The organism is Acidovorax sp. GW835-FHT14G06 (genome assembly GCF_058793595.1).
In genome coordinates, this window is sequence record NZ_JBXAGA010000013.1 from 57,010 (window position 1) to 81,877 (window position 24,868).

The following is a 24,868-nucleotide window of genomic DNA, read 5'->3' on the forward strand; positions in this document are numbered from 1 at the left end:
CACCATCCTGCCACCTCCACATAGAGAACCCTGCACAAGCGGGCAATAGCGGCATTTTTCCGCTAAATAACCATTCGGAGCAAAAAATAACCAATTAGTCTAATATAGAAACAATTGGTTTCAACTGCTCAGCGAGCGGTGTGAAACGCCACTTCCACCCCTCACAGGCAGCTCTACATGGACCCCACCGTCGTCTCCGAATACCGCCCCCACCTCGTCGCCATTTCGTTTGCTTTGGCGTTCATTGGTTCGCTGATCGCGCTGATGGTCACTCGCCGCATCCGCCACACGGACGGCTCGCTCAACCGCGCAGCTGCTGTAACAGCGGGTGTGGCACTGGGCGGCATTGGGGTGTGGTCCATGCACTTTGTGGGCATGGTGGCGCTGCGGCTGGATGTAGCCAGCAGTTACGGCATCGTCGAAAGCGCTGTGTCGCTGGTGGCTGCCGTGGCCTGCACCTCGGCAGCACTCATTGTGGTGTCCAGGGCACCCCGGGAGCCGGCACGCATTCTGGGCGCAGGACTGCTGCTGGGCCTGGGCGTGGCGGGCATGCATTACCTTGGCATGTACGGCATGAAGATTGGCGGCTACATCAACTGGGACCTGCGCACCGTGGCCCTGTCGGTGCTGATCGCGGTGGCAGCAGGCACAGCCGCCTTGTGGCTGGCTTTCAATACCCGCCGCCTGGGCAGCCGCGTGGGCGCAGCCCTGCTGATGGCTGCCGCAGTTTGCGCCATGCACTACACCGGCATGGGTGCTGCCGAATTCATTTGCACCACCCCCAACCGCTTTGCCACCGTGCAGGGCATCGGGCTGGTGAGCTCGCTGGGCCTCGGCCCCATCGTGGCCGCCTGCGCATTTGCCATGGCTGTGCTGATTTCGGTGGACCTGTATGTGCAGTGGATGCAACGCTCCATTGGGCAGCAGCGCCGCCGCACGACCTGAACCACGCAAAGCTCGCGCGAAACAAGGGCTGTACCAGGGTGGATTCGGCCAACTCTTCAATAAGATGGCGGCCATGATCACCCTGCACCACCTCGAAACCTCGCGCTCGCAGCGCATCCTTTGGCTGCTGGAAGAGCTGGGCCTGCCCTACGAGCTCAAGATCTACGCGCGCGACAAGGCCACCAAGCTGGCACCGCCTGCGCTCAAGGCCATTCACCCCCTGGGCAAGTCGCCAGTCATCACCGATGGTGACGAAGTGATTGCCGAATCGGGCGCCATCATCGAGTACCTGGCCGAAACCTATGGCGAGCAGGCCCGTGGTGACCTGGCCCACCTGCAGCCCGCACCCCGCACTGCAGAGCACCGCCAGTGCCGCTTCTGGATGCACTATGCCGAGGGCTCGCTGATGAACTGGCTGGTGATGAAGCTGGTGTTCAAGGCCATCCCCACCCAGCCCATGCCGTTCTTCGTGAAGCCTATCGCGCGTGCCCTGTGTGGCACGGTGCAGCAAAAGCTCATCGACCCCAACGTGGATACAGCGCTCGCGTTCATTGAGCAACACCTGGGCACCCACCGCTGGTTTGCGGGGGAGCACCTGACCATGGCGGACTTTCAGATGAGCTTTGCGGTGGAGGCGCTGATGTCCCGCGCCAACGATGCGAGCCGCTGTCCACACCTGCAGGCTTACCTGGAGCGCATGCACGCACGCCCCGCCTACCAGCGCGGCATCGCCAAGGGCGGGCCGGTGGTGATCCAGGCCTGACCTCACACAACGAACCCAAGCCACATGACCCACTACGCGATCCTGTTTGTGTGCATGGGCAACATCTGCCGCAGCCCCACGGCCCACGGCGTGTTCCGCCACAAGCTCATTCACAGCGGCCTGGCGCACAGCGTGCAGGTGGACTCGGCGGGCACACACAACTACCACCCCGGCGAGCCGCCCGACACCCGCACCCAGCGCCATGCATCGCAGCGCGGCTATGACCTGTCGGACCTGCGGGCCCGGCAGATCACGGATGCGGACTTTGCCCACTACGACCTGATCCTGGCCATGGACTGGGACAACCTGGCGCTGGCACAGGACCTGTGCCCGCCCGCGCACACGCACAAGCTGCGGCGCATGACGGAGTTCTGCCTGCAGTTCGACAGCCCGGTGGTGCCTGACCCGTACTACGGCGGCAGCCAGGGGTTTGAGGAGGTGCTGGACCTGGTGGAAGACGCGTGCGAAGGGCTGCTCAGGCATGTGCAGCGGCAGCTGCAGGCGCAGGTGCCACCGATGAAGCGCTGACCTCCGGGACTACCCGAGCTACCGCACGCCGCACACCAGGGCGCCGGGGTCGTTGTGCGCCTGCTCGCGGTCGTTCTTGGCCTGGGCCACTTCCATGTCGCGCGGCAGGGTCACGCCGTTTTTGACGGCCAGGATCTCGGCCATCACGCTCACTGCGATTTCGGGGGGCGTCTTGCTGCCGATGTAGATGCCGATGGGCCCACGCAGGCGTTGCAGGCTGGCTTCGGTCTGGTCAAAGTGCTCGATCATGCGGGCCCGCCGCGCCTCGTTGTTGCGGCGCGAGCCGATGCCACCCACGTAGAACGCCTCGGTGCTCAAAGCCTCCAGCAGCGCCAGATCGTCCAGCTTGGGGTCGTGCGTGAGGGCCACCACGCAGGTGCGGCGATCGGGCTTGAAGGCCAGCACCACATCGTCGGGCATGTCGCTCACCACCGTGGCGCCCGGCACGCTCCAGCTGCCCCGGTACTCCTCGCGCGGGTCGCACACCGTCACGGCAAAGCCGTTGAACAAGGCCATGGTGGCCAGGTACTCGGTGAGCTGCCCCGCCCCGATCAGCAGCATGCGGTACTCGGGCCCGAAGGTGTTGGTGAGCTGCTGTGCATCCACCTTCAGATCCTCGGGTGCCTGCGTAGGCGCCAAGGTCACGGCGCCATCGGACAGGCGCACGGTGCGCTGCACCAGGCGCCCGGCGGCCAGCTGGGCAATCAAATCGGCCAGCAGCGCGGGATCTGGGTCGTATTCCAGCAGCAGCTCCAGCGTGCCGCCACAGGGCAGGCCAAAGCGGTGGGCTTCGTCGGCGCTGATACCGTATTTGACAAACGATGGCGGCCCGCTGGGGATGCGGTGCTCGGCACCGTCTGCCGCAGCGCCCGCCTGGGCATAGGCGCGGGTATGGCGGTCGATCAGGTCGTCCTCAATGCACCCGCCTGACACCGAACCCACCACCGCGCCGTCTTCGCACAGCGCCATGATCGAACCCACCGGCCGGGGCGACGAGCCCCAGGTGCGCACCACCGTGGCCAGCAGCGCACGGCGCCCTGCGGCACGCCAGCCCTGCAGCGTGCGCAGCACGACGACGTCCAAATTTTCCATGACTCACTTCCTTCCGGTACCCATAGCACTCAGCCCCGATTGAACCACCAGGCCAGCAGTACGAGTGCCGTCACTCCAACACCCCACACCCACGCAGGGATACCCGCACCTTGGGTGGCACTGCCCCCATCCACTGTGCCAGGCTGGGTGATGGCATCGGCACTTGCTGCTCCATCTGCCGGGGGGGCTTCAGCGCGCGGAAAACGCCGCTGCATCTCGTCGTCAAAACGCTTGAAGAAGTCCTCGGCCATGCTCTTGGCGGCGCCGTCGATCAGGCGCTGGCCCAGCTGGGCGATCTTGCCGCCCACCGAGGCATGCACCGTGTAATGCAACTCGCAGCTGGCCTGGCCCGCCGCATCGGCGGACAGCGGCACCAGCTTGACCTGGGCGTTACCCTTGCCAAAGCCCGCCACGCCGCCGGAGCCATCGAAGGCGATGTTGTAGCTCTCGGGCGGCACGATGTCGGACAGCGTGATCTTGCCCGCGAACTTGGCCGACACGGGTCCGATCTTGAGCGCCATGGCCACCGAATACTGGTTGTCGGCGGTGGGCTCGACCTTGTCGCAGCCGGGAATGCACAGCTTGAGCACCTCGGGGTCGTTGAGCGCCTCCCAGGCCTGTTGCTGGCTGACGGCAAGGGTTCGGCTGGCTTGCATTTCCATGGTGGGTCCTCTCGGTCTTCAAATGGTGTGGATGTTGTGGGAGTTCAATCGGTCCGCTGCATGGCTGGGCTCGATGCGGTGCGGGGCCGCGTCCTCATTGCCGCAGCACGCTTGCCAGGCTGGCCGCCAGGTCCTTCAGGTGGCTCAGGTTGTGCACGGCCACCATGCCGTGGGCCTGGCGGTGCAAGGCCGACGCGCCGCGTGCCGTGGGGGCATACCCTTCGTAGCGCAGCAGCGGGTTGAGCCACAGCAGGCGGCCACAGTGGCGGCGCAGCCAGGCCAGCTCACGCTCCAGCACCTCGGGGGTGCCCGTATCGAGCCCGTCGCTGATCAGCAGCACCAGCGTGCGCCGCCCCACCAGGCGCCGCGCGTGCTGCAAGCGCAACTGGCCCAGGCTGTCGCCCATGCGGGTGCCGCCCGCAAAGTCGGTGATGGCATGGCTGGCCGTCTCCAGCATGGCGTCGGTGTCGGCCAACCGGAAGGCGGGCGTGAGGTCGGTCAAGCCAGTGCCAAACGCAAACACATCACGGCGCACGGCGGCGCCGGTGTGGCGCGGTGCGGTGGCGGCGTGCAAAAAGGCCAGCAGCAACCGGGCGTAGCGCTCCATGGAGCCCGACACGTCTACCAGTACCAGTAGCGGCAGCGGTTGCTGGCGGCGCTGCAGCAAGGGGATGTGCAGCACCTCGCCCCCACTGCGCGACGCATGGTGCATGGCGCCAGGCCAGTGCGGGCGGCTGCCGCGTGCGCCCGGCCGGGTGCGGCGGGCCGCGTAGCGCGGTAACGGCAAGGACACGTCGCGCGCCAGGCGCTCCACCAGGATGTATTCGCTGGCCGAGAGCTGGTTGAAATCGGCCTGCCGCAGGCGCTGCAGGTCACTGGCCGTCATGGCGGCATCGAATTCGATCTTGTCTTCTTCGCGCGCGGGTGGTGCGTTGCGGGCTGCACGCACGGGCGCCAATGCCTCGCTCACGCGCGGGCGGCGCTTGACGGGCTCGGCTTTGGACTCTGCGCTGGGCAGCATCTGGGCCAGCAGCTTTTGCGCCACGTTGGGGTTGCGAAAGTAGGCGTCGAACAGCTCTCGGAACACCATGCGGTCTTGCTCGCGGCTGACCAGCACGGCCTCCAGTGCGGCGCTGAAGTCGTCGCGCTGCAAACCCACCAACATCACCGCCTGCTGGGCCAGCGCCATGCGGGCAGCGTCCACCCGCACGCCAGCGCGGCGCAGCGTGCGGCCAAAACCGCTCAGGTTGTCGGCCAACTTGCCAACGCGGGCATCGCCGAGTTGAGAGAACATTGCGCCCTCGGCCATCGGGCGGTTCTCATGCATCGGTGTCGGCGGGCTGCAGCAACTGCACCGCCATGTCGCGGGTGAGCGCCGCGACATCCTCACGCTGCTTGAACAGGATGCCTGCCGTGTCGGACACAACTTCAGGGTCCACCACGATGGTGTCGAGCGCCACCAGCGCCTTGGCCCATTCCACGCTCTCGGCGATGCCTGGTGCGCGCTGAAACGCGTTGGCAAACGGTTGGCTGCGCAGCCGGCCCACAAACTCCGCCACCTGCAGGGCCAGCGCCTCGCTGGCGCCGGGCACCTGGGCGCGCACGATGGCCAGCTCGCGCTCACGCTCGGGGTAGTCCAGCCAGTGGTACAGGCAGCGGCGCTTGACGGCGTCGTGCAGGTCGCGCGTGCGGTTGCTGGTGAGGAGGGTGACCGGCGTGGCCGTGGCGCGCACGGTGCCGATCTCGGGGATGCTCACCTGGTACTCGCCCAGGTACTCGAGCAAAAAGGCCTCGAAGGGCTCGTCGGCACGGTCCACCTCGTCAATCAACAGCACGGCGCCGGGCGCTGGCGCCTGCAGTGCCTGCAGCAAGGGGCGACGGATGAGGTAGCGGTCCTGGTACACCTCGCGCTCCACCTGCGCCATGTCGGCACTGCCTTTGCCTTCTGCAGCCCGCATGTGCAAGAGCTGGGCGGCGTAATTCCATTCGTACAGCGCCTCGCGCTGCTCCAAGCCGTCGTAGCACTGCAGGCGTATCAGGCTGCGCGACAGCACTTCCGAGAGGGCTTTGGCCAGCGCCGTTTTGCCCACGCCGGGCTCGCCCTCCAGCAGCAAAGGCCGCTGCAGCTTGAGGGCCAGAAACACCGCTGTGGCCAGGCGCCGGTCGGCAAAGTAGCCCACGCTTTGCAAGGCCTGCACCAAGGCGTCGATGGAAGCCGGAACCGGCGCGGCGTTCAACGAGTTCATTGCTATCCAATTCATAGCTGCTAGCGCATATTTTTCTAGCGCTTGCAGCCAATTTCACTCAAAAACCCACCACCGGGTGCCGCACCACGGTGGTGGGGTCGGCTTCACTTCATCCCAGCATCTGCTGTACAGCGCGCTGCGTTTGCACGCTGATGAGGTTGGCGCGGTAGGCGGCACTGGCGTGGATGTCGGCGTTGAGATCGTTCGCGTCGATCTTCACGCTGGCAGCCGACTGCGGCGTGAAACTCTGGTTGAGCGCCGCCTCCAGCCCTGCATGGCGGAACACGCTGCTGGCCGCACCGGTGACGGCCACGCGCACGCCGCTGTCGGTCTGCGCCACAAACACCCCCACCAGCGAGAAGCGCGATGCCGCCTGCTTGAACTTCATGTACACAGCGCGTTTCGGGATCGGGAAGCGAATGGCGGTGATGATCTCGCCCTCCTCCAGCGCCGTGGTGTACATGCCCACAAAGAAGTCATCGGCCTTGATCTCGCGCTGGTTGGTGATGACGGTGGCGCCCAGGCCCAACACCGCGCTGGGGTAGCAGGCGGCAGGGTCGTTGTTGGCCACCGAGCCCCCCAGCGTGCCGCGTGCGCGCACCTGGCGGTCACCGATGTGTGCGGCCAGATCGGCCAGCGCAGGGATCGCGGATTTCACTTCCGCACTGGATGCCACGTCGGCATGGCGTGTCATGGCGCCGATGACCAGCGCGTTGCCCTCGCGGCGGATGCCCGCCAGTTCGGCAATGCTGTTCAGGTCTACGATCTTTTCGGGGTTGGCCAGGCGCAGCCGCATGGACGGCAACAGGCTTTGCCCGCCCGCGAGCAGCTTGCCGCCCTGGGCAATGAGCTGCGCGGCAGCTGCGGTGGAGGAAGGAGCCTCAAAGGTGAATGCGTACATGGTGGGTCTCCTTATGCCTTGGCGTTTTGAATCGCTTCCCACACGCGATGGGGTGAAGCGGGCATGTCGAAGTCCTTCACGCCCAGTGGTCGCAGTGCATCCAGCACGGCGTTAATGACGGCCGGTGGTGAGCCGATGGCCCCCGCCTCGCCGCAGCCCTTGGTGCCCAGCGGGTTGTGGGTGCAGGGCGTGCACACATGACCCAGCTTGAACTCAGGGAAGTCATCGGCACGCGGCATCGCGTAGTCCATGAAGCTGCCGGTAAGCAGCTGGCCGGTCTCGCGGTCATACACGCAGTTTTCCATCATTGCCTGGCCAATGCCTTGCACCAGGCCGCCATGCACCTGACCTTCCACGATCATGGGGTTGATGATGGTGCCAAAGTCGTCCACGGCCGTGAACTTGTCCACCCTTGTACTACCGGTGGCGGGGTCTACCTCGACCTCGCAGATGTAGGTGCCTGCAGGGAAGGTGAAGTTGGTGGGGTCGTAGAACGCGGTTTCGTTCAGGCCCGGCTCCAACACGTCCAGCGGGTAGTTGTGGGGCACATACGCCGCCAGCGACACCTGGCCGAACGGGATCTTCTTGTCGGTGCCACGCACGGTGAACTCGCCGTTGGCAAAGTCGATGTCGGCGTCGCTCGCCTCCATCAGGTGCGCGGCAATCTTCTTGGCCTTGGCCTCGATCTTGTCCAGCGCCTTCATGATGGCCGCGCCGCCCACGCTGATGGAACGCGAGCCATAGGTGCCCATGCCAAAAGGCACGCGGCCCGTGTCGCCATGCACGATGTCCACGTTCTCCACCGGGATGCCCAGGCGCGCCGCCACCACCTGCGCAAAGGTGGTCTCATGGCCCTGGCCGTGGCTGTGCGAGCCGGTAAAGACCGTCACGCTGCCCGTGGGGTGCACGCGCACCTCGCCGCACTCAAACAGCCCAGCGCGTGCGCCCAGGGCGCCCGCGATGTTGGACGGCGCGATGCCGCAGGCCTCGATGTAAGACGAGTAGCCCACGCCCCGCAGCAGCCCCTTGGCCGCGCTGGCGGCCTTGCGTTGCTCGAAGCCCGCCACGTCGGCCAGCTTGTTCGCTCCATCCATGCAGGCCTGGAAATCGCCGGTGTCGTACTGCAGCGCCACCGGCGTCTGGTAAGGGAAGGCCTTGATGAAGTTGCGGCGGCGGATCTCGTCCTGCGCAAGCCCCATCTCCCACGCACAACGCGTGACCAGGCGCTCCAGCAGGTAGGTCGCCTCGGGGCGACCCGCGCCCCGGTAGGCATCCACCGGCGCGGTGTTGGTGAACCACGAATCCACCTCCACATACACCTGGGGGGTGCTGTACTGGCCGGCCAGCAGCGTGGCGTACAGGATGGTGGGTACAGCGCTGGCAAAGGTGCTGAGATAAGCGCCCAGGTTGGCGTGGGTGTGCACACGCAGCGCCAGAAACTTGCCGTCCTTGTCCATCGCCATTTCGGCGTGGCTCACATGGTCGCGGCCGTGGGCGTCGCTCAGGAACGCCTCGCTGCGGTCGGCCACCCACTTGATATTGCGGTTGAGCTTTTTGGAGGCCCAGGTCAGGCACACGTCTTCGGCGTACAGATAGATCTTGGAGCCGAAGCCACCGCCCACATCGGGTGCAATCACGCGCACCTTGTGCTCGGGCAGGCCCATCACAAACGCGGTCATGAGCAGGCGCTCGACGTGCGGGTTCTGGTTGCTGACGTACAGCGTGTACTCATCGCTGGCCCGGTTGTAGCTGCCGATGGCCGCGCGTGGCTCCATGGCATTGGGGATCAGACGGTTGTTGATCAGGTCGAGCTTGGTGACATGCGCTGCGTTGGCAAACGCTGCGTCCACACCGCCCTTGTCGCCAATGGCCCACTTGAAGCAATGGTTGTCTGGGGCGATGTCATGCAGCGCCGCGCCCGCCACGGCGCCCGACGCGGCATCGGCCACATTGACCACTGCGGGCAGCACGTCGTAGTCCACCTCTACCAGCTCGGCCGCATCGCGTGCCTGCTGCTGGGTCAGCGCCACCACCATGGCCACGTGGTCGCCCACGTAGCGCACCTTGCCCTGGGCCAGGATGGGGTGCGGCGGCTCCTTCATGGGCTGGCCGTCGGTGCTGGTGATAAGCCAGCCGCAGGGCAGGCCGTTGATGTTGTCGGCGGCCACGTCGGCCCCGGTGAACACGCCCAGCACGCCGGGCGCGGCCTTGGCGGCGTCGATGTTGATGCTGTTGATCTTGGCGTGGGCGTGCGGCGAGCGCACAAACACGGCATGGCTTTGCGCAGCCAGCACCACGTCGTCGGTGTATTGGCCCGCGCCGGTCAGGAAGCGGTAGTCTTCCTTGCGCTTGAGCGATTCGCCGATGTGCGGCAGCTTGGAAAAGTCGGATGCACCCATGGTCTTGTCTCCTTGGATTTTTCTGGCGTTGGGAAGGCGGACGCGCTCAGGCGCCGGCCATGGCCTTCTGGCCAACCTGCACTGCGCGCACGATGTTCTGGTAGCCGGTGCAGCGGCAGATGTTGCCTTCCAGCAGCTCGCGGATCTCGCCTTCGCTGGCGTTGGGGTGGTTCTTGCACAGGTCCACGGCGCTCATTACCATGCCCGGGGTGCAGAAGCCGCACTGCAGGCCATGGCACTCCTTGAATGCGGCCTGCATGGGGTGCATGGTGCCGTCAGGGGTGGCCATGCCCTCAATGGTGGTCACCTCGGCCCCTTGAGCCTGCACCGCCAGCATGGCGCAGGATTTGACGGCCCGGCCGTTCACATGCACCGTACACGCCCCGCACTGGCTGGTGTCGCAACCCACATGGGTGCCGGTGAGCAGCAGGTGCTCTCGCAGCGCATGCACAAGCAGGGTATTGGGGGGAACGTCAACACTGGCAGCGCGCCCGTTGACCGTGAACTGGACTTGCATCTGGCTGTCTCCTGGAATGGTTTTGGCTGGACTGACCTCGCGCATCATCTGCCGCGCCCCACCACCCATCCCTAGGGACAACCCTAGATTTTCCGAGCCCCTGGCTGGATATTCTCAAAATGAAACATGCTGCACTGCACACCGGCGCATCATGCAGACTTCCAGAAGTTATTCACCATGCTGATCTCCGCGCCCCACCCCGCTGCTGACCGCCACGCGCTGATTGCGCAGGCGCGCCAGAGCCTGCTGACGGACGGTGCTGCGCCCGTGCGCGCCGAGGTGGAGCCCTGGATTGCGCGGTCCTGGCAGCGCTGCCTGGCGCGCGGGCTGGAGCCCGCACGGCGGGTTGCTTTTGACGCCGTCAGTGCCGCCTCGCTACGGCACAGCCAGGATCAGAACCACCACCTGCTGCGCGCGGCCCGACCGGTGCTGGAGCAGCTGACCCGGGCCATTGCGGGCATGCGCTACTTCGCCATGCTGACCGACGCCCGCGGCATCGTGGTCGATGTGCAGGGCCATTGTGATCAGAGCGACCCCCGTGCCAGTGCCATCGGCCGCGTGGGCATTGACCTGTCGGAAGCCGCCGTGGGCACCACCGCCATCGGCGCAGCCCTGGCGGAGCTGCAGCCGGTGTGGCTGCATCGGGGCGAGCATTTTTTTGACGACAACAGCAGCTACAGCTGCGCTGGCGCGCCGCTGTTCGATCCCCAGGGCCAATGCGTGGGCATGCTGGACCTGACGGGCGTGGATGTGCCCGAACGGCCCGAGCTGCGCCACCTGGTGGCCCGGTCGGCCCGCGCCATGGAAGACGCACTGCTGCTGCAGCTGCCGCACGCCCTGCTGCTGCGCGTGAACTGGCCGGGCTGCCCACTGGGCGGTGAAGGCGACGGCCTGCTGACGCTGGACGCCGATGGCTGCGTGGTGGGCGCCAACAGCATGGCCCGCCAACTGGTGCCGCAGCCCCTGCGCGCGCCCGGCCTGCCCGGCGCCCGCACCCACTGCAGCGACCTGCTGGCCATGCCCTGGACCATGCTGTTCGACGCGGCCCGCCAGCAGCGCAGGGAGCCGCTGGATTTGCCGCTGTGGTCGGGCCTGCGGCTGCATGCCCTGGCACAGCTGCCCGCACACGCCCGCAACGTGGGCGACACCCACACGGCGGCGGTGCCAGGTATTGCACCGGCGCCCGCCCCGCTGCGCGAGGCCGAAGTCGCGATGATCCGCCGCGCGGTGCAGGAAGCGCGCGGCAACGTGGCCGAGGCGGCGCGCGCGCTGGGCATCAGCCGCGCCACGGTGTACCGCAAGCTGGGCGTCCCCAAAGGCGGGTGACGGGCCCGCGCCGCTGCCCACACCGCCGTGCCGGCACCCGGCGACTCCATTTCAAGCCTTATTGGCCGATAGCGCTAGTGCAATATGCCTGAATAGCTATCAAATAAATAGCAATCAAATCACCCATAAAGCAGGGCGCGTTGGGCCGATCAGGCACGCGGCCGGCGCAGCCTCACCACCGGCTGCGCGCTGCGCCGCTGCTGGCGCTCCAGCGCTCCATCGGCGGCGGCTTTCAGCAGGCGCTGGAAGGACGGGCACTGGGCATGGCTTTCGGCCGGGCAGGCGGCTGCATGCCGCAGGCCGTTGCTCATGGCCTTGAGGCGCTTGACCATGGTGTCGAGTTCGTCCGCCTTGGCCGATAGCAACTGCCGGTCGATGTTCGGCTCGCCACTGGGCAAGAACATTGACCGGATGTCGTCCAGCGAGAACCCGGCCGACTGCCCCAGCGCAATCAACGCCAGCTGGTCCATCACGCCGGGCGCAAACCGGCGGCGCTCGCCGGGTTGCCCCACCGACTGGATCAAGCCCTTCTCTTCGTAATACCGCAACGTGGACGCCCGCAGCCCGGAGCGTTTGGCGACTTCGGCAATGTCCATGAAAAACCTCTTGACCTCAAGTTGACTTGAACTTCTATATTCCGTTCAAAACCTTCTCCCGTCAACTTTCCGAGGTGTTTTGATGACTCTCTCACTGCAAGACATTCCGCTCGCAATGCTCCTGGGCATCGGCGCCACCGCCGTCATGGATGCCTGGCTGTTGCTGCTCAAAAGGCTGGGGGTGCCCACGCTCAACTTCGCTTTCATCGGCCGCTGGGTGGGTCACCTGGTGCGCGGGCAAGTCGCCCACGCGGCCATCGCCAAGGCGGCCCCGGTCCGGGGAGAATTGGCCTGGGGCTGGCTCACGCACTACGCCGTGGGCGTGGCCTTTGCCGGGGTGCTGCTGTCCCTGCAGGGCGCTGCCTGGGTCCACAGCCCCACCCTGTGGCCCGCGCTGGCCGTGGGCATGGGCACCGTGGCGGCGCCGCTCTTGGTCATGCAGCCTGCCATGGGCTCGGGCTTTGCGGCATCGCGCACGCCCACCCCGCTCAAAAACTGCCTGCGCAGTTTGGCCAACCACACCGTGTTTGGCCTGGGCCTCTATCTCTCCGCGCTGGTCATCGCACTGATTTCACGCTGACCTGCCCCGCGCCTTCTCCCCCGAAATCACTCCCAAGGAACCCACACCATGCAACACATTGCCATCGTTTATCACAGCGCCCACGGCCACACCGCGCACATTGCCCACCATGTGCTCGACGGCGCACGCGCCGTGCCGGGCGTCCTCGCTGAACTGGTCCGGGCCGAAGACCTGGCGCAGGCGCCCGACCGCCTGCTGCGCTACGACGGTTTGATCCTCGGCTCGCCCACCTACCTGGGTGGGGTGTCCGGGCCGTTCAAGACCTTCATGGATGCCACCGGCCGCCTCTGGAAAACGCAGCAGCTCAAGAACAAGCTGGCGGCGGGCTTCACCGTGTCGTCGCTGCCGGCGGGCGACAAGCAGTCCACGCTGATGTCGATGTGGGTGTTTGCCATGCAGCACGGCATGGTGTGGGTGGGCAACCCCACCCTGCCCGAGCAGCATGCCGGGGCGCCTTACGACGAGGCGGCCAACCGGCTGGGCTCCTGGTCGGGCCTGATGGCGCAGGCGGGCCACGGGGCGGCAGCCGATGCATTTGTGCCCGGCGACACCAGGACCGCCCGCATGTTCGGCCAGCATTTCGCCGAGACGCTGCAGCGTCTGGGCGGTGTGGCTGCGCGCCAGGCCGGAGAGGAAATTGCAGCATGATCCCGGCCCGCTATGGCCCGGTACTGTTCAGCCTGATCCTGTCCGGGGTGATGTCGCTGCTGGTGGCGGGTATCTCCACCTTTCGCGCTCTGCAGCCCCAGCAGGATTGGGTGAGCCTCTGGGCGGGCGCATGGCTCACCGGATGGCTGTTCGCCTTCCCGGCAGTGATGCTGGCGGCCCCACTGGCCCGCAAGGTGGTGGCGCTGCTCACCACCACCGCCAAGGGTTGAGCGCTTACGCCCGCTCGTACCAGCCCTTGCTGCGGTTGACGATGTGCACCACCAGCAGCATCGCCGGCACCTCGATCAGCACGCCCACCACGGTGGCCAGCGCGGCGCCGGAGTGAAAGCCGAACAGGCTGATCGCGGCGGCCACCGCCAGCTCGAAAAAGTTGGAGGCACCGATCAGCGCCGACGGGCAGGCCACACTGTGCTTTTCCCCCACCGCGCGGTTGAGCCAGTAGGCCAGCCCCGCGTTGAAAAACACCTGGATCAGGATGGGCACGGCCAGCAGCGCAATCACCAGCGGCTGCTGCAGGATGGCCTGGCCCTGAAAGGCAAACAGCAGCACCAGCGTGGCCAGCAGTGCCGCAATGGACCAGGGCCCCATGCCCGCCATGACGGCATCGAACACCGCCTGCCCCTTGGCCAGCAGCGACCGACGCAACCACTGGGCCAGCACCACCGGAATCACGATGTACAGCACCACCGAGGTGAGCAAGGTGTCCCACGGCACGGTGATGGCCGAGATGCCCAGCAAAAACGCCACCAGCGGCGCAAACGCGATCACCATGATGCTGTCGTTCAGCGCCACCTGCGACAGCGTGAACAGCGGGTCGCCGCCGGTGAGACGGCTCCATACAAAAACCATGGCGGTGCACGGTGCGGCCGCCAGCAGGATGAGGCCAGCGATGTAGCTGTCCAGCTGGTCGGCCGGCAGGTAAGGCGCAAACCAGTGGCGGATGAATAGCCAGCCCAGAAACGCCATCGAAAACGGCTTGACCAGCCAGTTCACTACCAGCGTCACGCCAATGCCCCGGGCGTGTTTGCGCACCTCGCCCAGTGCACCAAAGTCCACCTTCACCAGCATGGGGATGACCATCACCCAGATCAGCAAGCCCACGGGCAGGTTGACCTTTGCAATCTCCATACGGCCCACGGCCTGGAACACCGAGGGGAAGAACTGCCCCAGCGTGATACCCACCACGATGCACAACAACACCCACACGGTGAGATAGCGCTCGAACACGCTCATGGGGGCCGGGGCGGGCGCACCGGCCGGTTCGCACTGCACCGTCATGGCGTGGCGGCTGCGCGAGACAGCTCGCGCGCCGTGTGCTGCAACAAGGTCTTTTCGAGCTTGTCGGCGGGCAGGTTGATCAGCAACTCCAGCCGCTGGTGGATGGCATGCAGTGTCTTGCGGAAAGCCTCGCGTTTTTCATCGTCCGAGCCCTCCCCTTCGGACGGGTCGGCGTAGCCCCAGTGCGCAGTGGCTGGGTGGCCGGGCCAGATGGGGCAGACCTCGCCCGCCGCGTTGTCGCAGACGGTGATGATGAGGTCCATGGCCGGGGCGCCGGGAGCGGCGAACTCGTCCCAGCCCTTGCTGCGCAGACCTTCGGTCGAGATGCCAGCGGCGCGCAGCACCTCCAGGCCCAGCGGGTTGGGTTGCTGGTTGTCGCGCGGGCTGCTGCCCGCCGAGTACGCGTGGAACCGGCCTGGCGCCATGTCGTTGAGCAAGGCCTCGGCCAGGATGCTGCGGGCCGAGTTGTGGGTGCACAGGAAAAGAACGTTCAGTGCTGTCATGGGGCCCCCTCAGCAGCAGCTGGCCTTGGGGGTTGTGGCTGTGGCCGGGCCGCAGCACGCCGCACGAGGGGCGGCAGCCGCAGGGGCTGCCACCGCCGCAGGCGCGCAGCAGGCACCCACGACAGCGGACGGTGGGGCTTCGTTGAAGACGGGGATGTCGCCCAAGGTGTGAAAGTGTTCCCACGCAATGCCCTGTGGGTCGGTCACCCAGTGCTTTTCGCTGCGGGCATAGCAGCATGTGGTGCGGCCTTCATCGAGCAGGGCCATGTCGGCGGCCTCGGCGCGGGTCTTCAGTTCAGCCAGCTCGGCGGCATCGTCGGTCTGCATGCCAAAGTGGTCCAGCCCTGGTTTGGCACCCCGGGTGGAGATGGCGAAATTGACGCGCGGGTCCTCCAGCATCCACTTGGCGTAGTCGGCCTCCACCCGCGTGGGGGCCTCGGCAAACAGCTTGGAATAAAAGGCGATGCTCTGGGCCAGGTCATCGACATGCACATGGGCGTGGAAGCGTTTCATGGGGTTCTCCTTGGGGCAACGGTCAGCAACGGTCAGCAGTGGCAGGACGCAGCCGCGCCGGCAGGGGCACAGGTCTGGCCTTCGCAGCAGTTTTCGGTAAGGTAGGCCAGCAGCCCATTCATGGTGTCGAATGCGGCGCGGTAGATCAGGTTGCGGCCCTGCCGCTCCTGGCTGATGAGCCCGGCATGCGACAACTCCTTGAGGTGGAAGGACAGGGTGTTGGGCGCCACCTCCAGCTGAGCGGCCAGGTCACCTGGCGTGAGGCCCGCAGGGCCCGCCACCACCAGCGCTCGAAAGACCCGCAGGCGGACCTCCTGGGCCAAGGCTGCGAGGGCTCGGACGACGTCGGTTTCTTGCATGCATCGATAATACAACAATTGTTGAATTATTGAAAATAACACTCCAAAAACTGCACTGAAAGGCCACACACTCCCGCGATGGCCAGGAAGCGCCCCGGAGCACGTACCCGCCGCCCCCCTTACAGGCCGTTGCTCTTTGGCCCTGCCGCGCAGTCGTATGATGACCCGCAATCAAAAAAGGGCGGGAGCACGTGGACGATATGGTTTCAATCTGGCAAGGCGCCATGCAGGTGTTTGTGGTGGGGTTTCCGCCACTGCTGCAGAGCTTGCTGTTCTGGGTTTTTGCGGCACTGGTCGTGCACGTGTGCCAGCAGTTGGTGGAACACACAGCGTATTCCGTGGACCCCTCCAGCCGCCGCATCAGCGCATCGCATGCGGCACTGTGTATTGGCTCCATCGTGTGGGCGCTGGATGTGGTGGGCCTGTTCATGTACACCGAGCTGTCGCATCATGTGCTGGAGCTGGTGCCAGCGCTCAGCGGTTTGGTCATCATGGTGGTGAGTGCGCGGCTCACCATTCCCACCCTCAGCACCAGCGCCAGCAAACGCCGTATCGCGCTGGCCAGCGCCTGGCTGGCGCTGGGCACGCTGGCGGGGCACTTCACCATCACCAGCAGCCATGTGCAGAGTTTTGCGCAGATCAACGGGCTGGCCACCGTGCTGTCGCTGGGCATCGCCACGGGTATTTCGTGCTACTGCGCGATCCGTCACCGCGCCGCCAAGCTCAGCGTGCTCACCCCCCGGTACCGATCCCAGACCTGGGCTGACAAGTTGCTTTGTGGCGGCGCGATCCTGGTGCTGCACTGGCTTTTGGTCAACACCTTTGCCATGCACCTGGGCGACCCCGAGGGCGCGTCCGACGGTGCTGCGCTGCTCTTCATCGTGCTGGTGTTTGCGATGGCCGTGGCCATGGAGCATCTGAGCAACTTGCGGTCGGATGCAGGACGCCAGCAGCTGCTGCGCCGAGGGCTGTCGATGATGCGCACATCGGCGGTAGCCCACAACGCCCGCAGCGACATTCAGCAGTCGCTGATTGCAGACCACCTGGACCGCCTGCTGCACCCCGACAACCTGGCGCTGCACTTCCAGCCCATCGTCCACACCGAGCGCAGCGGAGTGCAGCTGGAGGCCCTGCTGCGCCTGACCGACACCACCCTGGGCCGTATCAACCCCGAGACTTTTTTGCTGGTTTGCGAGCTGCAAGGCAAGACGGCAGAGGTGGACCGCATGATCCTGTGCAACGCGCTCGATCACCTGCGCAGCTGGCGGGCACGGGGGCTGGACACAGTGAGCATCAGTGTCAATGTGGCGCCGGTCACGCTCATGCACGAGAGCTTTGCACCCTGGCTGAGCCTGCAGCTGGCCCAGCGTGCCCTGCCCCCGCGTGCCCTCAAACTTGAAATGACCGAACACGCCATCATTGCGCTCGGCCCCGAGATGGTGGAGGCCATCCGCGCGCTGAGCACCCTGGGAGTGGCTGTACTGATGGACGACTTTGGCGCAGGGTATTCGTCCCTGGGCATGCTGGCCGAGCTGCCGATTGCTGGTATCAAGTGCGACCGCCTGTTTGTGCGCAAGCTGCCGCAGGACCGGCGCCGCCAGAAGCTGTTGCGGCACATCAACGCCCTGGCGCGAGACCTGGGCCTGTCGGTGGTGGTCGAAGGCGTGGAGACACCGGAAGAACTGCGAGCCCTCGCAGCCGCCGGGCTGCACCACATCCAGGGCTACCTGTTCAGCCGCCCCATTGCGGCACCCGACGTACCCAACTGGCACCACACACAACTACAGCCGCAGCGCGCAGCCCTTCAGGCACTGCTGCACCCACCCGGCAGCGGCAAGGGCAGCGATACATCCTTCATGCCCACGCAGCCCGGCCAGCCATGGGCCCCGGGGACCTGACCAACATGACAGCCCTCACAACCCTGGTTCTGGGCGGGTACGGCAACTTTGGCGCACGCATCTGCCGCGCACTGGTTGGCGACACGGCCACGCGCCACCACATTGCCCTGCTCGTGGCTGGCCGCAATGCCTCGCAGGCGGAGGCCCTGGCAGCCTCCCTGGGCCATGGCACCCAAGGGGTCGCCCTGGACCACCAGGCGCCGGGCCTGGTCACCACTTTGCGCCACTGGGGTGTGGATCTGGTCATCCACACGGCCGGCCCATTCCAAGCACAGGCCTACAACGTGGCCCAGGCAGCCGCCGAGGCGGGCGCGCACTACATCGACCTGGCCGACGGCAGACGCTTTGTGTGCGACTTTCCAGCTGCGATGCAGGCGGCATTCGCCAGCGCGGGGCGCACTGCTGTCGCCGGGGCCAGCACGGTGCCCGCGCTGTCGTCGGCCGTCATTGACCACCTGTGCGCTGGCTGGCAGCGCATCGACAGCATCGACATCTGCATCGCCCCCGCGCAAAGGGCGCCACGGGGTCAGGCCACGCTGGCGGCGGTGCTGAGCTACTGTGGCCTGCCCATCGAAGTGTGGGATGGTGGCCGCTGGCAGCTGCAGCGGGGCTGGGCGCAGCCCACAGCGGTCCGGTTCCAGCGGCTGCGCCCGCGCCTGGGGGCGGTCTGCGACATCCCGGATCTGGAGATTTTCCCGGCCCATTACAAAGCCCGCGACCGCGTCACCTTCCGCGCCGCGCTGGAGGTGGGCCTGGCACAGAGAGTCTTCGCCACGCTTGCAGCGCTGCGCCATTGGGGCGTATTACCCCATCCTGAGAAGCTGGCCTGGCTGATGCACCACATGGGCGGCGCGCTGGACTTTCTGGGCACGCCACTGGGCGGCATGGTGGTGCGCGTGGCAGGTGCCGATGGACAGGGCCAGCCCCGCCGCCGCGCATGGCACATTGCCGCAGACCACGACCACGGCCCCGAGATCCCCTGCATGGCCGCCATCCTGCTGGCCCGCCAACTGGCGGCCGGGCACACGTTGCCCACAGGCGCGCACACCAGCACCAGCCTGCTTACTCTGGAGGCCTTTGCCCCCGAGCTTGCGAAGTGGGGCATGGTGACAGACATCGTGGAGGAAACATGACACCCGCTACCCATGCCTTGCTGCGTTGGAGCCTGGTGTTTGTATGGCTGGCCACGGCCATCGTCAGCGTGGTTGAACTGAACGGGCAAAGCCGCGCACTGCTGATCAGCCTGCCCGCCGCGTGGAGCAGCCCAGGGCTGGCCCACGTGCTGATTCTTGCGGGCGCCACCGCCGATGCCCTCGTTGGCCTGTGGATGGCCTGGCGGCCCGGCAGGGCCGTGTACCTGGCGGCGTTACTGCTCATGGGGGCAATGACGCTGTTGGCTACTTTCGTTGATCCGTCCTGGTGGCTGCACCCGCTGGGTCCGCTGACTAAAAACCTGCCCATCGCCGCGATCCTGCTCGCGCTGCTGCAAGACACGCCCGCTACACCACCCCAGCCATGAGCCTGTACCTCACCCTCAAATGGCTGCACATCATCTCCAGCGTGCTGCTGGTGGGCACCGGGCTGGGCTCTGCGTTCTACATGTTCTTTACCAACCGCAGCGGCAATGTGCAGGCACAGGCGGTGGTCACGCGACTGGTGGTGCGGGCGGACTGGTGGTTCACCACGCCCACGGTGTTCATCCAACCCGCCACGGGGCTGGCCATGGCGGCCATGGCCGGCCTGCCCTGGAGCACGCCGTGGCTCGCGGTGTCCATCGCGCTGTACCTGGTGGCCGGTGCCTGCTGGCTGCCTGTGGTGTGGTTGCAGCTGCGCATGCGCGACATGGCGATAGAGACGGCAGAGGCGGCGCAGTCCGCGCAAGGCGACGGCGTGCTGCCGCCCCTGTACTGGCGCTACGCCCGCTGGTGGGAGGCCCTGGGCTACCCGGCCTTCGCGGCCATGGCCGTGGTGTTCTACCTGATGGTGAACAAACCCACCCTGAACTTCTGAACCTATCATCGCCCCATGCTGATCGAGACCCTGGACACTGCCCGCGACCTGGGGCGCCTGAAGGAAATCCTGGGCGTGATGGTGCGCCACGGGTTTGGCGACACCGTGCGCCGCCTGGGCCTGGCCGACCGGCTGGAGCGCGCGGGCCAGGCGCTGAACTGGACCCACGCGGCAGACCTGGCCCGCGTGGAGCCGCCCGTGCAGGTGCGGCTGGCACTCGAAGAGCTGGGCCCCGCGTTCGTCAAGTTTGGCCAGATCCTCGCGGGCCGGGCCGACCTGTTTGGCCCGGAGTGGATTGCCGAGTTCGAAAAGCTGCACAGCCACGTGCCCGCCGTGCCCATCGACGTATTGCGCCCGCAACTGCGCGAGGACCTGGGCGACGAGCCCGAAGCGGTGTTTGCCTGGTTCGACACGACGCCACTGGCTGCAGCCTCGATTGCACAAGTGCACCGCGCCCGCTTGCACGACGGCACCGAGGTCATCGTCAAGATCCGCCGCCCCGGCATTGCAGACACCATCCATGCCGACCTGCGCCTGCTGCAGCGCCTGGCAGCGATGGCCGAGGCCGAGCTGCCCGCGCTCAAACCCTACCGGCCCCAGCAACTGGTGCGCGAGTTCGCGCGCTCATTGCGCCGCGAGCTGGACCTGGCCGGCGAATGCCGCCAGGCCGAGCGCATTGCCACCAACATGGCCGCGCTGCCCCACATCGTGATCCCGCGCGTGCACTGGGCCTACACGCGCGAGCGCATCAACGTGCAGGATTTCATCGACGGCACACCCGGCGGCGTCCTGGCCGCGCTAACGCCCGAGGCAGGGTTTGACCGTACCGTGCTGGCGCAGCGGGGCGCGCAGGCAGTGCTGCAGATGATCGTGAAGGACGGCGTTTTCCACGCCGATCCGCACCCCGGTAACGTGTTCTACCTGCCCGGCAACCGCATTGCCTTCATCGACTTCGGCATGGTGGGCCGCCTGTCGCAGCGCCGGCGCGACGAGCTGCTGCAACTGCTGCTGGGCCTGGTCGAACACCAGCCCCAGGCCGTGGCCGACGTACTGCTGGACTGGACGGGCGACGCGCAGGGCCTGAACCTGGGCCAGCTCGAAACCGAGATCGAGGCCTTTGTGGACCAGTACCACGGCGTGCCGCTGGCGCAGCTGAGCCTGGGGCAGATGCTGGCCGACGTGACAGCCATCCTGCGCGAGCACCACCTGGGCCTGCCGTCCGACCTGGCGCTGCTCATCAAGGCCTTCATCTCGCTCGAAGGCATGGGCCGCAACCTGGACCCGGACTTCCATATGGCCACCGAAGCCCTGCCGCTGCTCAAGCAAGTGGTGCGCGAGCGCTACGAGCCCAAGGTGCTGGCCGGGCGGGCCTGGAGCACCTTGCGGCGCGCGCTGGCCACGGTGGAGCAGTTGCCGGACGACATCGGGCGGCTGCTGCGCAATGCGCGGCGCGGGCACCTGCAGGTGGGCATCGAGCTGGCCCACCTCAAGCGCGTGGGCGACCAGATCGACCGGTCGGCCAACCGGCTGGCGATGGCGCTGGTGATTGCCGCGCTCATCATCGGCTCGTCCATCGTGATGACCGTGAAAGGCGGGCCCACGCTGTTCGGCCTGCCAGCGTTCGGCTTCCTGGGGTTCTTTGGTGCCGTGGTGTGTGGCCTGTGGCTGGTGCGTGCCATCTGGCGCAGCAGCCATCACCGCGATGACGACTGAGCGCTGCAAAAAACACGCCGCGCCGCCCCACCAGGTGGGCAGTCGCGGGTGTGTGCGCCCGCATTACGTCAACTGACTGCAACGCGGTCAGGGCTGCCCAAACCCCATTCGCTGCAGCACTGCCTGGGCGGCCGGTTGGCGCAGCGCACTGGCAAACGCCTGCGCAGCAGCGGGCGCGTCGGCGCGTACGGTCAGGCCATACGCAGCGCCCACCTGCAGCGCCGCAGGCAGCTGCACCACGCGCAGGCGCGGCACCTCGGCCTGGGCGGCCACTGCGTTGGTGCAGTAGGTCAAAAACACATCGGCCTGGCGCTGTTCCATCACCCAGGCATAGGTACCCCGGCCCGCAGGCGGCTTGGGCGAATCCGCGCCGCCGGTGAGCTTCAGGGCCTTGGTATCCAGCTGGGCATAGGCACCTGGCTGCAGCTGGTCGGCCTGGCGGAACAGCGCCCAGGCGTAGTCGCCCGACGGGTCGGCCTTGGGCGTGGAGGTGCCCAGGCGCACATCGCTGCGCAGCATAGTTGCCAGCAAGGTGTCAGGGGTGGCGCGGATCTGCTCGCTGGTCAGCGCACACAGCGCATTGCGCGTGAAAACCACAGGCGCTTGCCAACCGCCCCGGGCCGCCAGGCGCTGCGGGTGGTCGGTGTCGGCCGAAGCAAAGACCTGTGCGGGCTCGCCTTTTTCAATGCGCTCGCGCAGCAGGCCCGAGGCGCCAAAGGTCAGCGCCACCTTCTGGCCCGTACGGGCCTCGTGGTCGCGCGCGATCTCGGTGAAAGCCTCACGCAGGCTGCCGGCGGCGTACACCTGCACGGGAGCAGCGTCAGCCATGGGAGCCTTGGCGGGCGCCACCGCACAACCGGCCAGGGCCCAGGCCAGACCGGTGGCCGCCGCAGCTAACGCAGCCTGTGAACGGGTTGCCATAGAGGCCGCTCACTGCGCTGCGTTCGGGAAGAACAGCTGCTCGCCGCCGATCTTGTAGCCCGCAATGGCTGTCTGGCCAGCGGGCGACACGATCCAGTCCACAAACTTCTGCGCCTCTTGCGTCTTCACATGCGGGTGCTTGGCCGGGTTGACCGCCATCACACCGTACTGGTTGAAGAGCCTGGTATCGCCCTCCACCAGCACAGCCAGGTCCGCACGGTTCTTGAAGTTGAGCCAGGTGCCACGGTCGGCCAGCACATAGGCGCCGCTCGATGCCGCAATGTTGAGCGCAGGGCCCATGCCGCAGCCGCATTCCTTGTAGCCGCTGCCTTTTAAGGTATTTGCGGCGTCGGCACCGGCGAGCTTCCAGTAGCGCAGCTCGGCCGCGTGGGTGCCGCTCTTGTCGCCGCGCGAGATGAAGTTGCCATTGGCGGCAGACAGCTTCTGCAGGGCCTGCACGATGTCCTTGCCTTTGGTGCCCACCGGGTCGTTCTTGGGACCGATGAGGATGAAGTCGTTGTACATCACCGGGTAGCGCTTCACGCCCCATCCATCGGCCACAAACTTTTCTTCGGCCACCTGATCGTGCACAAACAGCACATCGGCATCACCCCGGCGCGCCATGTCCAGCGCCTGGCCGGTGCCCAGCGCCACCACCTTGATGTCCAGGCCACTGGCCTTCTTGAACTCGGGCAACAGGTAGCCAAACAGGCCAGACTGCTCGGTGGAGGTGGTGGACGCCATGGTGATGCTCTGCGCGAACGCAGAGCCAGACGCTACCAAAAAAATAGCTGCCACCGCTTTGGACACTAGCGCTACCGCGTAAAAAGGCTTGAAACTTTTCATCGCCAGGCCGCGCCAGGAGGAAAAAGTCCTCTTGGGGGGCAGCGACCACACGAAGCGGGGAGCGTGGGGGGCAATTCTCGTCATACCAGTTCTCCTTTGACAAACAGACGGGCGGCCTCCGGCAAGGGGCCATTGAAAAAATCGTGCACGGGCAAGTCCGCCACCAGACGGCCGTGCTCCATGTAGATCACGCGGCTGGCCAGGCGCTTGACCTGGCCCAGGTTGTGGCTGCTGAACACCATGGTCACCGGGTGCGCCGGGCCGGCCGCGCCGTGGCTGGCTGCAAAGTCGGCCATCAGGGCCTCGACCTCGCGTTTGGCGTGGGGGTCGAGGCTGGCGGTGGGCTCATCCAGCAGCAGCACGTCGGGCCGCAGCGCCCAGGCACGGGCCAGCGCCACACGCTGCTGCTGGCCGCCCGACAGGGTGCGCGCATTCTGCGCAGCAATGTCCTGCAGGCCTACCCGCTGCAAGGCATTAAGGGCTTTGGGGCGCGCATCGCGCCAGCGTGTGCCGCGCAGCCACAGGGCCAGGGCCACATTGTTCTGGGCGCTGGTGCGCAGCATGTGCGGGCGCTGGAACAGCATGGCCTGGCGCAGCAAGGCATCGCATTGCAGACCACCCGCGTGGGTGTCGGCCAGGCCATGCAGCACGCGCAGCAAGGTGCTTTTGCCGCTGCCGTTGGCCCCCACCAGCGCCACGCGCTCGCCGGGCGTGATGCGCAGTGTGACCTGGTCCAGCGCCTGCACGCGACCGTAGCGCACCGTCACCTGGTGCAGATCAACCCAGGGGTTTTGCAATGGCTCGCTCATGCTGCCACCCCCACCGGCGTGCTGGACGCAGAGCCATCCACCCGTTCACGCCAGCGGCGCACCAAAGCGATCAGCACATTGAGAGCAAGCACCACGACCAGCAGGATCATGCCCAGCGCCAGCGCCAGCGGCAGGTCGCCCTTGCTGGTCTCCAGCGCAATGGCGGTGGTCATCACCCGTGTGAAGCCGTCGATGTTGCCGCCTACGATCATCACCGCGCCCACCTCGGAGATCGCACGGCCAAACGAAGCCAAGAGCACCGTGAGCAGCGCATAGCGCTCATCCCAGGCCAGCAGCAGGCTGCGCAGCAGCGGCCCGGCGCCCATCGACCGCAGTTGCTCGCCATGTGCGCGCTCGGCGTCTTCCACCGTCTGCCGCGTGAGCGCAGTGACCACGGGCAGCACCAGAATGGCCTGCGCCAGCACCATGGCCTTGAAGCTGAACAGCCAGCCCAGCGAGCCCAGGGGCCCGCTGCGTGACAGCACCAGGTACACCACCAGCCCGACCACCACCGAAGGCACAGCCAGCAAGGTGTTGAGCACGGCCAGCACTGCGCCGCGACCAACGAAGCGGGCCACACCCAGCCAGGCGCCCAGCACCAGGCCCACGCCACAGGCCATGACACAGGCGGTGGCGCTGACGGACAAGGAGCGGCCCACGATGGTCCAGAGGACCGGGTCGGTTGAGAGGGTGAGTTCAAGCGCTGTGCTCGCGCTTTCGGTGAGGGTAGACATGGGCCAGGGGATCGGTTTGGGCTATCGTAGGCACCCATCCAATATCCAGCGATATGAAAT

Annotated in this window: 28 protein-coding genes; 12 read left to right on the forward strand and 16 right to left on the reverse strand. The window is 66.5% G+C overall.

From position 1 onward, the window contains the following. Positions 1 to 177: 177 nt before the first annotated feature. From AC1Q64_RS20785 to AC1Q64_RS20795, 3 genes are all read left to right on the forward strand, one after another. Positions 178 to 945 (forward strand): MHYT domain-containing protein, encoded by a 768-nt coding sequence (locus tag AC1Q64_RS20785; protein ID WP_291433891.1) that lies wholly within the window; start codon positions 178 to 180, stop codon positions 943 to 945. 73 nt (positions 946 to 1,018) lie between these two features. Beyond that, positions 1,019 to 1,708, forward strand: a complete 690-nt coding sequence (locus AC1Q64_RS20790; protein ID WP_492252652.1) for a glutathione S-transferase family protein — start codon at positions 1,019 to 1,021, stop codon at positions 1,706 to 1,708. 24 nt (positions 1,709 to 1,732) lie between these two features. Then, positions 1,733 to 2,236, forward strand: coding sequence for a low molecular weight protein-tyrosine-phosphatase (locus AC1Q64_RS20795; protein ID WP_492252653.1), 504 nt, complete (start codon positions 1,733 to 1,735; stop codon positions 2,234 to 2,236). 18 nt (positions 2,237 to 2,254) lie between these two features. On the opposite strand, the gene AC1Q64_RS20800 is transcribed toward AC1Q64_RS20795, so the two are convergent. The 7 genes from AC1Q64_RS20800 to AC1Q64_RS20830 all read right to left on the reverse strand — a co-directional run bounded on the left by AC1Q64_RS20800 (position 2,255) and on the right by AC1Q64_RS20830 (position 10,053). After that, complete coding sequence (locus AC1Q64_RS20800) at positions 2,255 to 3,328, reverse strand: XdhC family protein (protein WP_291433896.1); 1,074 nt, start codon at positions 3,326 to 3,328, stop codon at positions 2,255 to 2,257. A gap of 29 nt (positions 3,329 to 3,357) precedes the next feature. Next, positions 3,358 to 3,990, reverse strand: a complete 633-nt coding sequence (locus AC1Q64_RS20805) for an SRPBCC family protein (RefSeq protein ID WP_492252654.1) — start codon at positions 3,988 to 3,990, stop codon at positions 3,358 to 3,360. 94 nt (positions 3,991 to 4,084) lie between these two features. Further along, positions 4,085 to 5,299 carry a vWA domain-containing protein gene (locus tag AC1Q64_RS20810; RefSeq protein WP_492252739.1) on the reverse strand — a complete coding sequence of 405 codons (1,215 nt, stop codon included), beginning with the start codon at positions 5,297 to 5,299 and terminating at the stop codon, positions 4,085 to 4,087. A gap of 10 nt (positions 5,300 to 5,309) precedes the next feature. Further along, entirely contained in the window at positions 5,310 to 6,236 is a 927-nt protein-coding gene (locus AC1Q64_RS20815; protein ID WP_492252655.1) for an AAA family ATPase, read from the reverse strand. A gap of 109 nt (positions 6,237 to 6,345) precedes the next feature. Then, entirely contained in the window at positions 6,346 to 7,137 is a 792-nt protein-coding gene (locus AC1Q64_RS20820) for an FAD binding domain-containing protein (protein ID WP_291433900.1), read from the reverse strand. 11 nt (positions 7,138 to 7,148) lie between these two features. After that, entirely contained in the window at positions 7,149 to 9,536 is a 2,388-nt protein-coding gene (locus AC1Q64_RS20825) for a xanthine dehydrogenase family protein molybdopterin-binding subunit (protein ID WP_492252656.1), read from the reverse strand. Between the two features lie 46 nt (positions 9,537 to 9,582). Next, positions 9,583 to 10,053: a (2Fe-2S)-binding protein gene (locus AC1Q64_RS20830; RefSeq protein WP_056748178.1), complete on the reverse strand. Its 471-nt coding sequence runs from the start codon at positions 10,051 to 10,053 to the stop codon at positions 9,583 to 9,585. 177 nt (positions 10,054 to 10,230) lie between these two features. Here AC1Q64_RS20830 and AC1Q64_RS20835 point away from each other — a divergent pair, with 177 nt between their 5' ends. Beyond that, positions 10,231 to 11,379, forward strand: a complete 1,149-nt coding sequence (locus AC1Q64_RS20835; RefSeq protein WP_492252657.1) for a helix-turn-helix domain-containing protein — start codon at positions 10,231 to 10,233, stop codon at positions 11,377 to 11,379. Positions 11,380 to 11,528: 149 nt separating this feature from the next. Here AC1Q64_RS20835 and AC1Q64_RS20840 read toward each other — a convergent pair whose 3' ends face one another. Next, on the reverse strand, positions 11,529 to 11,975 hold the full coding sequence (locus AC1Q64_RS20840) for a helix-turn-helix domain-containing protein (protein ID WP_492252658.1): 447 nt from the start codon (positions 11,973 to 11,975) through the stop codon (positions 11,529 to 11,531). A 115-nt stretch (positions 11,976 to 12,090) separates the two neighbouring features. On the opposite strand from AC1Q64_RS20840, the gene AC1Q64_RS20845 reads away from it, so the two are divergent. Genes AC1Q64_RS20845 through AC1Q64_RS20855 form a run of 3 tightly spaced genes read left to right on the forward strand, consistent with a single transcriptional unit; the run spans position 12,091 to position 13,433 of the window. Next, positions 12,091 to 12,555, forward strand: a complete 465-nt coding sequence (locus AC1Q64_RS20845) for a DUF2938 domain-containing protein (RefSeq protein ID WP_082565140.1) — start codon at positions 12,091 to 12,093, stop codon at positions 12,553 to 12,555. Positions 12,556 to 12,603: 48 nt separating this feature from the next. Then, complete coding sequence (locus AC1Q64_RS20850; protein WP_492252659.1) at positions 12,604 to 13,203, forward strand: flavodoxin family protein; 600 nt, start codon at positions 12,604 to 12,606, stop codon at positions 13,201 to 13,203. Then, positions 13,200 to 13,433 carry a DUF2798 domain-containing protein gene (locus tag AC1Q64_RS20855; RefSeq protein ID WP_291433912.1) on the forward strand — a complete coding sequence of 78 codons (234 nt, stop codon included), beginning with the start codon at positions 13,200 to 13,202 and terminating at the stop codon, positions 13,431 to 13,433. The genes AC1Q64_RS20850 and AC1Q64_RS20855 overlap by 4 nt, the downstream gene beginning before the upstream one ends. Positions 13,434 to 13,437: 4 nt before the next feature. On the opposite strand, the gene arsB is transcribed toward AC1Q64_RS20855, so the two are convergent. From arsB to AC1Q64_RS20875, 4 genes are read right to left on the reverse strand one after another with little or no spacing between them, the layout of a single operon-like run. Beyond that, positions 13,438 to 14,502 carry an ACR3 family arsenite efflux transporter gene (gene arsB / locus AC1Q64_RS20860; protein ID WP_291433913.1) on the reverse strand — a complete coding sequence of 355 codons (1,065 nt, stop codon included), beginning with the start codon at positions 14,500 to 14,502 and terminating at the stop codon, positions 13,438 to 13,440. Next, the gene (locus AC1Q64_RS20865) at positions 14,499 to 15,005 is read right to left on the reverse strand and encodes an arsenate reductase ArsC (protein WP_291433914.1); all 507 of its coding nucleotides are present in this window, start codon (positions 15,003 to 15,005) and stop codon (positions 14,499 to 14,501) included. Before AC1Q64_RS20865 ends, arsB begins: the two co-directional genes overlap by 4 nt. A gap of 9 nt (positions 15,006 to 15,014) precedes the next feature. Next, the gene (locus AC1Q64_RS20870; RefSeq protein ID WP_291433915.1) at positions 15,015 to 15,518 is read right to left on the reverse strand and encodes an ArsI/CadI family heavy metal resistance metalloenzyme; all 504 of its coding nucleotides are present in this window, start codon (positions 15,516 to 15,518) and stop codon (positions 15,015 to 15,017) included. Between the two features lie 32 nt (positions 15,519 to 15,550). Further along, positions 15,551 to 15,877: an ArsR/SmtB family transcription factor gene (locus AC1Q64_RS20875; protein ID WP_291433916.1), complete on the reverse strand. Its 327-nt coding sequence runs from the start codon at positions 15,875 to 15,877 to the stop codon at positions 15,551 to 15,553. A gap of 200 nt (positions 15,878 to 16,077) precedes the next feature. Between AC1Q64_RS20875 and AC1Q64_RS20880 the strand changes: the two genes are divergently transcribed. From AC1Q64_RS20880 to AC1Q64_RS20900, 5 genes are read left to right on the forward strand one after another with little or no spacing between them, the layout of a single operon-like run. Further along, positions 16,078 to 17,775: an EAL domain-containing protein gene (locus AC1Q64_RS20880; RefSeq protein ID WP_492252660.1), complete on the forward strand. Its 1,698-nt coding sequence runs from the start codon at positions 16,078 to 16,080 to the stop codon at positions 17,773 to 17,775. A gap of 5 nt (positions 17,776 to 17,780) precedes the next feature. Then, complete coding sequence (locus AC1Q64_RS20885) at positions 17,781 to 18,908, forward strand: saccharopine dehydrogenase family protein (protein ID WP_492252661.1); 1,128 nt, start codon at positions 17,781 to 17,783, stop codon at positions 18,906 to 18,908. Continuing rightward, complete coding sequence (locus AC1Q64_RS20890) at positions 18,905 to 19,294, forward strand: DoxX-like family protein (RefSeq protein ID WP_291433923.1); 390 nt, start codon at positions 18,905 to 18,907, stop codon at positions 19,292 to 19,294. Before AC1Q64_RS20885 ends, AC1Q64_RS20890 begins: the two co-directional genes overlap by 4 nt. Then, positions 19,291 to 19,785, forward strand: coding sequence for a DUF2269 family protein (locus AC1Q64_RS20895; RefSeq protein WP_492252662.1), 495 nt, complete (start codon positions 19,291 to 19,293; stop codon positions 19,783 to 19,785). The genes AC1Q64_RS20890 and AC1Q64_RS20895 overlap by 4 nt, the downstream gene beginning before the upstream one ends. A gap of 15 nt (positions 19,786 to 19,800) precedes the next feature. Continuing rightward, on the forward strand, positions 19,801 to 21,498 hold the full coding sequence (locus AC1Q64_RS20900) for an ABC1 kinase family protein (RefSeq protein WP_492252663.1): 1,698 nt from the start codon (positions 19,801 to 19,803) through the stop codon (positions 21,496 to 21,498). An 87-nt stretch (positions 21,499 to 21,585) separates the two neighbouring features. Here the strand turns inward: AC1Q64_RS20900 and AC1Q64_RS20905 are convergent, their stop codons facing one another. The 4 genes from AC1Q64_RS20905 to AC1Q64_RS20920 all read right to left on the reverse strand — a co-directional run bounded on the left by AC1Q64_RS20905 (position 21,586) and on the right by AC1Q64_RS20920 (position 24,808). Then, positions 21,586 to 22,419, reverse strand: coding sequence for a molybdate ABC transporter substrate-binding protein (locus AC1Q64_RS20905; RefSeq protein WP_492252664.1), 834 nt, complete (start codon positions 22,417 to 22,419; stop codon positions 21,586 to 21,588). Positions 22,420 to 22,428: 9 nt separating this feature from the next. Continuing rightward, the gene (locus tag AC1Q64_RS20910) at positions 22,429 to 23,265 is read right to left on the reverse strand and encodes an ABC transporter substrate-binding protein (protein ID WP_492252740.1); all 837 of its coding nucleotides are present in this window, start codon (positions 23,263 to 23,265) and stop codon (positions 22,429 to 22,431) included. A gap of 80 nt (positions 23,266 to 23,345) precedes the next feature. After that, a complete protein-coding gene (locus AC1Q64_RS20915; protein ID WP_492252665.1) occupies positions 23,346 to 24,074 on the reverse strand; it encodes an ABC transporter ATP-binding protein in 729 nt (242 codons plus the stop codon). Beyond that, positions 24,071 to 24,808: an ABC transporter permease gene (locus tag AC1Q64_RS20920; RefSeq protein ID WP_492252666.1), complete on the reverse strand. Its 738-nt coding sequence runs from the start codon at positions 24,806 to 24,808 to the stop codon at positions 24,071 to 24,073. The genes AC1Q64_RS20915 and AC1Q64_RS20920 overlap by 4 nt, the downstream gene beginning before the upstream one ends. Positions 24,809 to 24,868: the final 60 nt, after the last annotated feature.